Origin of the sequence: Streptomyces sp. NPDC059166, from assembly GCF_042755185.1 — a bacterium.
Taxonomy (GTDB): domain Bacteria; phylum Actinomycetota; class Actinomycetes; order Streptomycetales; family Streptomycetaceae; genus Streptomyces.
In genome coordinates this window covers 1-12134 of sequence record NZ_JBHZCI010000012.1, presented here as the reverse complement: position 1 = coordinate 12134, position 12134 = coordinate 1, and the positions used below count along the sequence as shown (strand labels likewise).

Annotated in this window: 8 protein-coding genes and 1 pseudogene; 5 read left to right on the top strand and 4 right to left on the bottom strand. The window is 69.7% G+C overall.

Annotated features, from left to right (window positions below):
• Positions 1–25 precede the first annotated feature (25 nt).
• Positions 26–1021: a phosphatase PAP2 family protein gene (locus ACFXOA_RS11430; RefSeq protein WP_385025157.1), complete on the bottom strand. Its 996-nt coding sequence runs from the start codon at positions 1019–1021 to the stop codon at positions 26–28.
• A gap of 76 nt (positions 1022–1097) precedes the next feature.
• Entirely contained in the window at positions 1098–2129 is a 1032-nt protein-coding gene (locus ACFXOA_RS11425; RefSeq protein ID WP_385025154.1) for a LacI family DNA-binding transcriptional regulator, read from the bottom strand.
• Between the two features lie 361 nt (positions 2130–2490).
• Between ACFXOA_RS11425 and ACFXOA_RS11420 the strand changes: the two genes are divergently transcribed.
• The 5 genes from ACFXOA_RS11420 (at position 2491) to ACFXOA_RS11400 (ending at position 8524) form a co-directional block, all read left to right on the top strand.
• Positions 2491–3762 (top strand): extracellular solute-binding protein, encoded by a 1272-nt coding sequence (locus ACFXOA_RS11420; protein ID WP_385025151.1) that lies wholly within the window; start codon positions 2491–2493, stop codon positions 3760–3762.
• 21 nt (positions 3763–3783) lie between these two features.
• Positions 3784–4800, top strand: coding sequence for a carbohydrate ABC transporter permease (locus tag ACFXOA_RS11415; protein WP_385025148.1), 1017 nt, complete (start codon positions 3784–3786; stop codon positions 4798–4800).
• A complete protein-coding gene (locus ACFXOA_RS11410) occupies positions 4797–5675 on the top strand; it encodes a sugar ABC transporter permease (RefSeq protein ID WP_385025145.1) in 879 nt (292 codons plus the stop codon). The genes ACFXOA_RS11415 and ACFXOA_RS11410 overlap by 4 nt, the downstream gene beginning before the upstream one ends.
• 105 nt (positions 5676–5780) lie before the next feature.
• Positions 5781–7484, top strand: coding sequence for a glycoside hydrolase family 13 protein (locus tag ACFXOA_RS11405; RefSeq protein WP_385025142.1), 1704 nt, complete (start codon positions 5781–5783; stop codon positions 7482–7484).
• Positions 7469–8524, top strand: coding sequence for a LacI family DNA-binding transcriptional regulator (locus ACFXOA_RS11400; RefSeq protein WP_385025139.1), 1056 nt, complete (start codon positions 7469–7471; stop codon positions 8522–8524). The genes ACFXOA_RS11405 and ACFXOA_RS11400 overlap by 16 nt, the downstream gene beginning before the upstream one ends.
• A gap of 95 nt (positions 8525–8619) precedes the next feature.
• Here the strand turns inward: ACFXOA_RS11400 and ACFXOA_RS11395 are convergent, their stop codons facing one another.
• Entirely contained in the window at positions 8620–11565 is a 2946-nt protein-coding gene (locus ACFXOA_RS11395; RefSeq protein ID WP_385025136.1) for an FG-GAP repeat domain-containing protein, read from the bottom strand.
• Positions 11562–12134: pseudogene (locus ACFXOA_RS11390) on the bottom strand (peptidase S8); the annotation flags it as partial. The pseudogene ACFXOA_RS11390 and the gene ACFXOA_RS11395, both read right to left, overlap by 4 nt.

The following is a 12134-nucleotide window of genomic DNA, read 5'->3' as shown; positions in this document are numbered from 1 at the left end:
GGCCCGGCTGCGGTACCAGGTCCGGCTACGGGCGCCGGGCAGGGGTGGGGGCCGCGCCCTCCGCGGCCGCACCGCCCTCGGCGGCCGTGGCCACGGCCGGGCCGCGCCGCGGCTGCCGGGCCGCGCGCAGCGCTCTCAGCCGGCCGCGTACGGGGGTGATCCGCCGGGGGAGACGGTGGGGCAGGGAGCCGTACCAGGCGAAGGAGACGGCTGCCCCGAAGCTCAGGCAGGCGACACCGCCCACCGCATCCAGCCAGAAGTGGTTCGCGGTCGCCACGATCACGATCAGCGTGGCCATCGGGTACAGGGCGCCGAGGATGCGGGCCCAGGGGGCTGAGGCGAGGGCGCAGACGGTCACACCGCACCACAGGGACCAGCCGATGTGCATGGAGGGCATCGCCGCGTACTGGTTCGACATGTGCTTGAAGTTGCCCGAGGCCATCGAACCCCACGTCTGGTGCAGCATCACCGTGTCGATGAAGGCGCCGCCGTTCATCAGCCGGGGCGGGGCCAGAGGGAACAGGTAGTAGCCGAGCAGGGCCACCGCCGTGGTGGCGAAAAGGATCAGACGGGTGGCGGCGTAACGGCCCGGATGGCGCCGGAACAGCCAGATCAGCACGCCGATGGTCACCACGAAGTGGAGTGTCGCGTAGTAGTAGTTCATCGACACGATCAGCCATGTGACCGAGTTGACGGCCCGGTTGACCGTTTCCTCGAAGGCCAGACCCACGGTGTGTTCGAGGGACCAGATCCAGTCTGCGTTGCGCAGGGCCGCGGCCTTCTGTTCCGGCACGGCGTTGCGCACGAGCGAGTAGAGCCAGTAACTGACCGCGATCAGCAGGATTTCGAACCAGAGGCGCGGCCGGCGGGGTGAGCGCAGCGAGCGCAGGGACGGGAGCCGGGGGCGCATGCGTGACAGGGTGACCGCCTTTGTGGAGCTGGACACCGTCGAACCGTCCGCGACGGGTGACGGGGTGGCCGCCGTGCGGTCTTCCTCTGTGGTCACGTGCGATTCACCCATAGGCGCAGAGTCTGCCAGATACGTCCCCCTCCGACCGATGATCCTCCGGTAGGTCCGGGGTCGCACATCCTGTACGTCACCGACGGGCGCCGGCGCCCGGACCAGAGGCAGTTGAACCCCGTACGACAAGCTCGGGCATGAAGACGAACTCGCTGTGCGGAGCGGGAGTGCCGCCGATCTCCTCCAGGAGGGTGCGCACGGCGGCCTGCCCCATGGCCGTCACCGGCTGCCGGATCGTGGTCAGCGGCGGGTCGGTGAACGCTATGAGGGGGGAGTCGTCGTATCCGACCACCGAGAGGTCGCGCGGCACCTCCATGGAGAGCCGCCGGGCCGCCCGGATGGCACCCAGGGCCATCATGTCGCTCGCGCAGACCACGGCCGTGCAGCCGCGCTCCATGAGCGCCGAGGCGGCCGCCTGGCCGCCCTCCAGGGTGTACAGGGAGTGCTGGACCAGCTCTTCCACCGCGTCCGCGGTGAGACCCAGCTGCTCACTCATCGTGGCGTGGAAGCCCTCGATCTTGCGGAGCACCGGGACGAAGCGCTTCGGGCCGACGGCCAGGCCGATGCGCTGGTGCCCCAGGGCGACGAGATGGGTCACCGCCAGTCGCATCGCGGCCCGGTCGTCGGGGGAGATGAAGGGGGCCTGCACCTTGGGGGAGAAGCCGTTGACCAGGACGAAGGGGACCCCCTGGGCGCGCAGCTGCTCGTAGCGCTGCATGTCCGCCGAGGTGTCGGCGTGCAGACCGGAGACGAAGATGATGCCGGAGACCCCGCGGTCGACGAGCATCTCGGTGAGCTCGTCCTCGGTGGACCCGCCGGGCGTCTGGGTCGCCAGAACCGGTGTGTAGCCCTGCCTGGTCAGCGCCTGGCCGATCACCTGGGCCAGGGCGGGGAAGATCGGGTTCTCCAGCTCGGGCGTGATCAGACCGACGAGCCCGGCGCTGCGCCGGCGCAACCGGACGGGGCGTTCGTAACCGAGGACGTCGAGCGCCGCGAGGACGGATTCGCGGGTGGCCGCTGCGACACCGGGCTTGCCGTTCAGTACGCGGCTGACCGTCGCTTCGCTGACCCCCGCCTGAGTTGCGATATCGGCAAGCCGTGCGGTCATGGCACTGGACTGTACCGGGCGCGTGTCGGATTGCCCACCATGCACGGGATTCAGGCAGTCCGCCCCCTGCTTACGGCGCCGCTGCCGACTCGACGGCAACATCTTGCAAGAGCTTGCGGTCGACCTTCCGAAGGACCCGGTCGGATCGTCCTACTACTGGCACAGGGTGTCTGGCCTGGCGCGGGATGGTGAACCGGTCCGTCGTCAAGAGGTTTGACGGCAACCTTGAGGACACGCGAATGTAACGATCAGCGGAGCTTGCAGAAATCTTCCGCAAGGTCTTTCGGTCGTCTTTCATCCTTGTTACGTTCACGTCGACCCGGCGCCGCGACGGAGCGGTACGGCAGTTGAAGGAGTTCAGATGCGACGTGGCATAACGGCCACCGCCCTGGTCGCGACCCTGGCGCTCGCGGCGACCGCTTGCGGAAGTGACGACGAGACCGGCGGAAGCAAGAGCTCGGGCGAGCTCTCCGGCACCGTCACCTGGTGGGACACCTCGACGGTGGGCAGCGAGGACAAGGTCTTCAAGAAGATCGCCGAGGGCTTCGAGAAGGAGCACCCGAAGGTCGACGTCAAGTACGTCAACGTGCCCTTCGGCGAGGCTCAGAACAAGTTCAAGAACGCCGCCCAGTCCGGGTCCGGCGCACCTGACGTCATCCGCTCCGAGGTCGCCTGGACCCCCGAGTTCGCCGACCTCGGCTACCTCGCGCCGCTGGACGGCACCGCGGCCCTCAAGGACCAGGACGACTTCCTGGAGCAGGCCGCGGCCTCGACGAAGTACAAGGACAAGACGTACGCGGTGCCGCAGGTCATCGACTCCATGGGCATCTTCTACAACAAGAAGATCTTCGCGGACGCCGGTGTCGAGGTCCCCAAGACCATCGCGGACCTGAAGACCGCCTCCGCGACGATCAAGAAGAAGACCGGCAAGACCGGCCTCTACCTGCGCGGTGACGACGCCTACTGGTTCCTGTCCTTCCTCTACGGCGAGGGCGGCGACCTCGTCGACGCCAAGTCCAAGACCGTCACGGTGGACAAGCCCGAGGGCGTCAAGGCATTCGAGACCGTCAAGGACCTCGTCGACAGCGGCGCGGCCAAGACCGACGCCACCGACGGCTGGGAGAACATGCAGTCGTCGTTCAAGGACGGCAAGGTCGCGATGATGATCAACGGCCCCTGGGCCGTCGCCGACACCCTGACCGGCAAGGAGTTCACCGACAAGGCGAACCTGGGCATCGCCCCGGTGCCGGCCGGTTCCGCCGCGCAGGGCGCCCCGCAGGGCGGCCACAACCTCGCGGTGTACGCGGGCTCCAAGAACCTCGACGCCTCCTACGCATTCGTCGACTACATGACCTCGGTCCAGACCCAGGCGCAGACCGCCGGTGAGCTGAACCTGCTCCCCACCCGCACCTCGGCGTACGCCAAGCAGGAGGCCGCGGACAGCGAGATCGTCCAGTTCTTCAAGCCCGTCGTCGAGACCGCCGTCGAGCGCCCCTGGATCCCGGAGACCGGCAGCCTCTTCGCGCCGCTCGTCACCGAGTACACCAAGGTGCTCACCGGCCAGACCACGCCGGAGAAGGCCGCCTCGGCGACCGGCGACTCCTACCGCAAGCTCCTCAAGGGCTGGAAGTAACCCAGGAAGGCAGGCCGGCTGATGGCTGTCCACACCAGCCAGTCGGTGGCGAAGGCCGCGGGCGACGACGTCGCCCGCGGCCGGAGCCGCGGTACTGGTCAATCCGCTCCACCGAGCAAGCTCCGGCGGGCCCTCTCGGTCCACTGGTACGCCTGGGCCATGGTCGCCCCGGTCGTGATCGTGATCGGCGTGATCATCGGCTATCCGCTGGTCCGCGGCATCTACCTGTCGCTGACCGACGCCAACGAGCGCAACGTCGCACGGTCCATCGGTGTCAACGAACTGCCCGCGACCTACGAGTTCGTGGGCGTCGACAACTACGTCGACGCGCTGACGGGCAGCCAGTTCCTCGGCACACTCGGCTGGACGCTGGTGTGGACGGTCTCCTGCGTGGGCATCACCTTCTGCCTGGGCATGGCGCTCGCCAACATCCTGAACCGCCGCATCGTGGGCCGCTCCGCCTACCGCATGGCGCTGATCCTGCCCTGGGCGATCCCCGGCTTCGTCTCCGTCTTCGCCTGGCGCTTCCTCTACAACGAGGACCGCGGGCTGCTCAACAAGGTCCTCGGCGGCGCCGGCATCGACGGCATACCCTGGCTGAACGACCCCACCTGGGCGAAGTTCTCCGTCATCGCCGTCAACGTCTGGCTCGGCGTCCCCTTCATGATGGTCGCCCTGCTCGGCGGGCTCCAGTCGATCCCCTCGGAGCAGTACGAGGCCGCGGAGATGGACGGCGCCACCGCCTGGCAGCGCTTCCGCCACATCACGCTGCCCGGACTGCGCCCGGTGTCCACCACGGTGATCCTGCTCTCCACTATCTGGACCTTCAACATGTTCCCGGTGATCTTCCTGCTGACCCGCGGCGGACCCGGTGAGGCCACCCAGATCCTGGTCACCCAGGCGTACAAATTCTCCTTCGAGATCAGCCCGCGCGACTTCGCGCAGTCCTCCACCTGGGGCGTGCTGATCCTCGTACTCCTGATGCTCTTCGCCGTGGTCTACCGGCGAGTGCTCCGCACGCAGGGAGACAACTGGTGACCACTGTCACGGCCCCCACCGCCCGGCACTCCGCCCGCACGCCCCGGCGCCGCGGCGAGCGCTCACCCCTGGCCTCCGTGGCCCTGCACCTCACCCTGATCATCGCTTCGGTGATCGCGGTCTTCCCGGTGCTCTGGGTCCTGCTGACCTCGCTGAAGCCGGCGAAGTTCGCCACGACGACGGACTTCTTCAAAGAGACGACGTTCGAGAACTACACGAACCTGATCAAGGACACCGAGTTCCTGACCTGGTTCGGGAACTCCGTGATCATCGCGGGGCTCTCCACCGTCATCGGCGTCTTCGTCTCCGCCACCACCGGTTACGCCGTCAGCCGCTTCCGATTCCCCGGCAAGCGCGGGCTGATGTGGACGCTGCTGGTCACCCAGATGTTCCCGGTCGCCGTCCTCATCGTGCCGATCTACAACATCATGTCGAGCATCGGCCTGCTCAACCAGCCGGCCGGCCTCGTCATCACCTACCTCACCATCTCGGTGCCGTTCTGCGCCTGGATGATGAAGGGCTTCTTCGACACGATCCCCCACGAGATCGACGAGTCCGGCCAGGTCGACGGCCTCACCCCGTTCGGCACGTTCTGGCGGCTCATCCTGCCGCTCGCCAAGCCCGGACTCGCCGTCACCGCCTTCTACTCCTTCATCACCGCCTGGGGCGAGGTGGCCTACGCCTCCGCCTTCATGGTCGGCGACGAGAACCTCACCCTGGCAGGCGGACTGCAGAAGTTCGTCAACCAGTACGGCGCCCAGTGGGGCCCGATGACCGCGGCGTCCGTGCTCATCGCGATCCCGGCCGCACTGGTCTTCCTCTTCGCGCAGAAGCACCTGGTCACCGGCATGTCCGCCGGAGCCGTCAAGGGCTGACACCCCTCACCCCGCACGCCCGCACGCACCATCACGGCGGCCTGCCGGAACCCTGACCCGGTACCGGCGGGGCCGCTCCCCTCCCAGACACCCCACAGGGACGACATGACCCAGCACCTCGCTGCCCCCTCCACCGGCACGTCCGACGACGCCCCGGGCCACCGCACCGGCTGGTGGCAGGACGCGGTGATCTACCAGGTCTATCCGCGGAGCTTCGCCGACGGCAACGGCGACGGCATGGGCGACCTCGCGGGCGTCACCGCCCGGCTCCCGTATCTCCGGGACCTCGGCGTCGACGCCGTCTGGCTCAGCCCCTTCTACGCCTCCCCGCAGGCCGACGCCGGGTACGACGTCGCCGACTACCGGGCCATCGACCCGATGTTCGGAACGCTCCTGGACGCCGACGAGCTGATCCGCGAGGCCCATGTGCTGGGACTGCGCGTCATCGTGGACCTGGTGCCCAACCACTCCTCCGACCAGCACGAGTGGTTCAAGCGTGCCCTGGCCGAAGGCCCCGGATCGGCGCTGCGGGAGCGCTACCACTTCCGCCCCGGCAAGGGGGACGACGGCGAACTCCCGCCCAACGACTGGGAGTCCATCTTCGGCGGCCCCGCCTGGACCCGCACCACCGACCCCGACGGAACGCCCGGCGAGTGGTACCTCCACCTCTTCGCCCCTGAGCAGCCCGACTTCAACTGGGAGCACCCGGCCGTCGCCGACGAGTTCCGCTCCATCCTGCGCTTCTGGCTCGACATGGGCGTCGACGGCTTCCGCGTCGACGTCGCCCACGGCCTCGTCAAGGCCGAGGGGCTGCCGGACCTCGGCACGCACGACCAGCTGAAGCTGCTCGGCAACGACGTCATGCCCTTCTTCGACCAGGACGGCGTCCACGAGATCTACCGCAGCTGGCGCGCCATCCTCGACGAGTACCCGGAGAACCGGGGGCCCGGCGGAGCCACCGGCGGCAGGATCCTGGTCGCCGAGGCGTGGACGCCCACCGTCGAACGCACCGCCAACTACGTGCGCCCCGACGAGATGCACCAGGCGTTCAACTTCCAGTACCTGTCCACCGCCTGGGACGCCGCCGAGCTGCGCGCGGTCATCGACTCCTCGCTCGCCGCGATGCGCCCCGTCGGCGCGCCCACCACCTGGGTGCTCTCCAACCACGACGTCACCCGCCACACCACCCGCTTCGCCAACCCGCCCGGCCTCGGCACCCAGCTCCGCACCCCCGGCGACCCGGTCCTCGGACTGCGCAGGGCCCGTGCGGCGACCCTGCTGATGCTGGCGCTGCCCGGCTCGGCGTACGTCTACCAGGGCGAGGAACTCGGCCTCCCCGACGTCACCGACCTGCCCGACGAGGCCCGCCAGGACCCGTCGTTCTTCCGGGCGGAGGGCCAGGACGGCTTCCGCGACGGCTGCCGCGTCCCGATCCCCTGGACCCGCGAGGGCTCCTCGTACGGCTTCGGCGCCGGCGGCAGCTGGCTCCCGCAGCCCGCGGCGTGGGGCGAGCTCTCCGTCGAGGCGCAGACCGGCGCCGAAGGGTCCACGCTGGAGCTGTACCGGGCCGCGATCGCGATCCGGCGCGAGCACCGCGGCCTCGGCGCCGGCACGGACGTGGAGTGGCTGGACGCCCCCGAGGGCGTGCTCGCCCTGGGCCGCCCCGGATTCGTCTGCACCGTCAACACCACGGGCGCACCGGTGCGCATCGCCACCCCCGGTACCCCGCTGATCGCCAGCGGCCCTCTCGCCGCCGTCGGCACCACGGTCGAGCTGCCCGCCGACACCACGGTGTGGTGGACGGTGTGACCGTTCCCGCACCGAGGACCGGGCCGGCGCTGCGCCTCTCCGACATCGCCGGCCAGGCGGCGGTCAGCGAGGCCACCGTCAGCCGGGTCCTCAACGGGAAGCAGGGCGTCGCGGACACCACGCGCCAGCGGGTGCTCGCGGCGCTCGACATCCTCGGCTACGAACGCCCCGTACGGCTGCGGCAGCGCAGCGCCGGGCTGATCGGGCTGGTGACACCCGAACTCACCAACCCGATCTTCCCGGCGTTCGCGCAGTCCGTGGAGCAGGTCCTCGCGGGGCACGGCTACACCCCCGTGCTCTGCACCCAGCTGCCCGGCGGCGCCACCGAGGACGAGCTCGTCGAACAGCTCGTCGAGCGCGGCGTGGGCGGCATCGTCTTCCTGTCCGGCCTGCACGCCGACACCGCCGCCGACCCGTCGCGGTACGCGGCACTCACCGACCGGGGAGTGCCGTTCGTGCTGATCAACGGCTACAACGAGCGCATCAGCGCCCCGTTCGTCTCGCCCGACGACCAGGCCGCCGTCCGCATGGCCGTCGGCCACCTCGCGGAGCTGGGCCACCGGAAGATCGGCCTGGCGATCGGGCCGCAGCGCTACGTGCCCTCCCGGCGCAAGCGTGAGGGCTTCGTCGACGCCGCCGTGTCCGTCCTCGGCATGGGCCGAGAGGAGGCCGAACTCCTGGTGTGCTCCACACTGTTCAGCGTCGAGGGCGGCCAGGTCGCGGCGGGGGCGCTGCTCGACCAGGGCTGCACCGGCATCGTCTGCGGCAGCGACCTGATGGCGCTCGGCGTCGTCAGGGCGGCCCGGGGGAGGGGCCTCGACGTACCGCGTGACGTCTCCGTGGTCGGATTCGACGACTCGCAGCTGATCGCCTTCACCGATCCGCCGCTGACCACGGTCCGCCAGCCCGTCCAGGCCATGGCCTCGGCGGCGGTCGGCGCACTGCTGGAGGAGATCGCCGGCAGCCCCGTACAGCGCACGGAGTACGTCTTCCAGCCGGAGCTGGTCGTACGGGGGTCGACCGCCGCGGTGCGGGCCTGAAGCCGACAGGCGGCAGGCATGGAGCCGACGACCCCCTGGGCAGCCGCCCAGGGGGTCGTCGCTCGCGTGCCGTCCGGGTCGCGGGACCCGGACCGTCAGCTCAGGCTGAACACCGTCAGCTGACGGATGGCGGTGTAGGGCTGGGAGTAGCCGCCCTCCTCGAGCTCCGCCATGCGGTCGATGCCGACACCGTCGAAGTTGAGCGAGACGATCTCGTCCGTGCCGTCGCCGTCGAGGTCGCCGGCGACGTACTCACGGCCGCCGTAGACGCTTCCGTAGCCGATCCGTGAGGCGGATCCGTTCTTGACCTGCGCCGGGTCGATCAGGTCGAACCCGGTGCCGCCCGCGCCGATCAGGTACCGCACGCCGTTCGGGCCGGTGAGCCAGCCGCCGGTCTGGACGGAGCTGCTGGGCCGCGCGCGGTGGTCCTGGCCGTCGGGACCGTACAGGACGACGCTGTTGGTGCTCACCATGTACAGGCCGTCGGGGCCGGTGAACCAGTTGCCCAGGGTCCAGGCGCCCCCGGCGGCGGCGGAGTGCAGCACCTCGCCGGTGCGGCCGTCGCGGATCTCGACGACCGAGGCCATGTTGCCGGACGTGTTCCGGATGAGCCACGTCTCGGCGACCGCGTGACCGTCCGCGTAGGGGATCTCCTTCGAGGCGAAGGCGGCGCCCCGCATCGCGGTGCCGAAGAGGTTCATCGCGCCCTCGGGCTCGGGGTCGGCGTCCTCCCAGACGACCTTTCCCTTGCTCCCGTTCACCGCGACGGCTCCGGTCGGCCTGCCGCCGGAAGCAGGGGTCTGCCCGTCGTTGGTGAAGGCGTCCCGGCTGCCGTACTGCCCGTACACCTGGCCGTCGACGATGCTGACGTCACCGAAGACGACGTTGTCCGCCGGTGCCGTGTACGCCCACTTCTGGTGTCCCTTGCCGTCGTAGGCGCGGATCTTGTCGGTGGGGACGACGATCTCGTCCTTGCCGTCATGGTCGAGGTCACCGGCGCTCAGGGACCAGACGTACTGGCCCTTGGCATCGATGGTCGAGCGCACCTTGCCGGTGGTGGAGTCGACGACGGCCGTCGCGGAGTCGGCGGCGACGACGATCTCGTCGGCGCCCTTGCCGTCGACATCGGCCTTGACGATCCGGTGGATCTGCCCGGGGACGGTGGTCTGCCAGAGCAGCTTCTTCCTGCCTGCGGCCATCGACGGGCCGTCGAAGGCGTACAGGCCCTGGGACTGGCCGCCGGCGACGATGTCATTCCTGCCGTCGCCGTTGACGTCCAGCAGCACGGCCGACCAGAGCTGGGACTGGACGGGCGTGAGCGAGTCCTGCTTGCCGTTGCCGAGCTTGTAGACGTGGATGTTCTGGTCGGTGTCCACCGTGCGCAGGAGCTGGGTGCCGCCCCGGGTGAACGGCTGGGCCCAGGCCTGCGAGGCGACCATGCCCCGCTTCTCCCACTTCACCGTGCCGTCGGTGCCCTTGAACACGGAGATCCGGGCGAACCTGGTGGCGTGGCCGTTGACCGCGTGGGTGAAGTCCTGGTCGTCCTGGTAGTTGGCGACGAGAGTGCCGTCCACCGCGGTGAGGTTCCAGGCGGTGGGCCCGTCCTGGGGGTTGTCGGCGTCACGCTTGACGGTGCGCTGCCACAGCACCGAGGCGTCCTTGCCGTTCAGCGCCCGGACGGTGTTGGCGTTGATCAGGAAATTCGTGTCGAGCGTGTCCTCGCTGACCGAGTACTCCGCCTTCGCGTCGCCCTGGATGTCGCCGACCTCCAGGTCCATGGCGAAGGCGTTGGTGCGCCGGTCCAGGGTGGTGCGGGTGCCGTCGGCGAGGTCGTAGGACACGATCTCGTACCCGACGGCGTCGTTCACATCGGACATCTCCAGCGCGACCAGCCGCTTCCGGGTGGCGTCGAGGTGGAGCTGGCGCGAGTAGAGCCGGTTCGTGGACTGCCACTCGACGCTGCCGTCGGCCGTGTCGATCACCAGCGTGTGACCGGCCGTGGTGTCGGTGGCCGATGTCTTGCGCTTGTTCCAGGACGCCGCGACCAGACCGTTGCCGACGGACTCGATGCTCGACCACGCGGCGCCCGTGAACAGGCCCGTGTCGTACGTCCACGAACTCGCCTCGGTCAGCTTGCCGTCGGCGTGGTGGAAGCGGATGCCGGTCAGCGTGGAGGTCGAGCTGGGGGACGCGGAGGTGTTGTAGTACGGCGTGTTCGCGACCACCAGCGTCTTGCCGACCAGCTTGATCTGGTACGCGCCTTCGTAGAGCTTCGTCCACAGGGTGCTGCCCGACGTGCCGTCGAGGACGGTCACGAACGTGCCCGTGTGCAGGCTGCTGTCGCCGTGGACGAACGGGCGGTACGGGTAGGTGCCCACGTCGGCGGTGAACACGAGGTCCGGCACACCGTCGCCGGTCAGGTCACCGGTGGTGTAGCCCTCGTCGGACGCCGCCGAGAAGGGGGTGACGGCGTTGAAGCCCATCACGACGCGGGCCGGGTACGGCTCCTTGAGGTAGCGCGGGGACAGGACCGGGACGTCCCACTCCTTGTACAGGGAGTTGTTGTCCCGCGTCCATGTCTCCTTGCCGTCCGCCGTGCGCCGGGAGATGTTCCCGCCTGCGTGCACGGTGAAGTAGTCGCCCTGGGTGCCCGTGACGGGGACGGTGTCGGCCATGCCGGTCACGCCCTCGGAGTAGCCCTTGGCGGTGACCGTCGGGGCCGGGAGCGCGTCGGTGCCCGCGGCCGCCGTGCCGGAACCCGTGGTGTTCGAGCCCGCGGTGTCCGGGGCCGTGGTGTCGGGGGCCGAGCCGGTGACGGTGCCTGCTTCCGCACCGGATGGGGCCGGGGCCTCTGCCTCGGTGCGGTCGCCGTACACGTCGGGCTGGAGCCGCTCGCTGAGCTTCTCGGCCTGTGCGTCCGTGAGGGAGAGCACGCTGTTGCCGTCGTCGGCCACGGCGACAGCGGGGGCCGCGCTCAGCGCGAGACCTGCCACCGCCAACGCGGATGCGAGGCGCAGGCCCCGCCGGGAGGTCCGGTTCATGACGTGGCTCCCTGGGTGAAGGTGACGGCGGTGCCGGCGGTGATCACGGGCTGGTTGTAGGAGTACTGGAGGGCGTCGGTGCCGGCCTGGTCGGCGATGCCGACGGTGGCGGACGCGCCCTGGTCGGCGACGGTCTTGTACTGGAAGGTGACCGCTGCGGTGGCCTCGTCGAAGACGGCCTCGAACGTCGCGCGGCCCGTGGTGCCGTCGGCGTAGGCGGCGTTGTTCCAGACGATCGCGAACGTGCGGTGGCCCTTGGTGCCGGTGGTCGCGGTCTGCACGGAGGACTTCTTGTCCAGGGTCAGGTCGTCCCAGAGCGGGGCGAGGATGCCCTTGACACCGTTGGCGCCGGTGGTGGGCAGCGCGGTGTTGGTGTAGTCACCGACCCGGGAGGACAGGAAGTTGACCAGGCCGTCGGTGGTGACCGACGCGGTGGAGTAGGACACCCCGTAGTGCTTGACCGGGAAGGGCAGAGCGACGGTCGCGGAGTCCTCGTCACCGGACAGGGCGACCTTCTTCGAGCCCGCGATCCAGGAGTAGGCGGCCGGGGCGCAGACGTTCCCGGACGC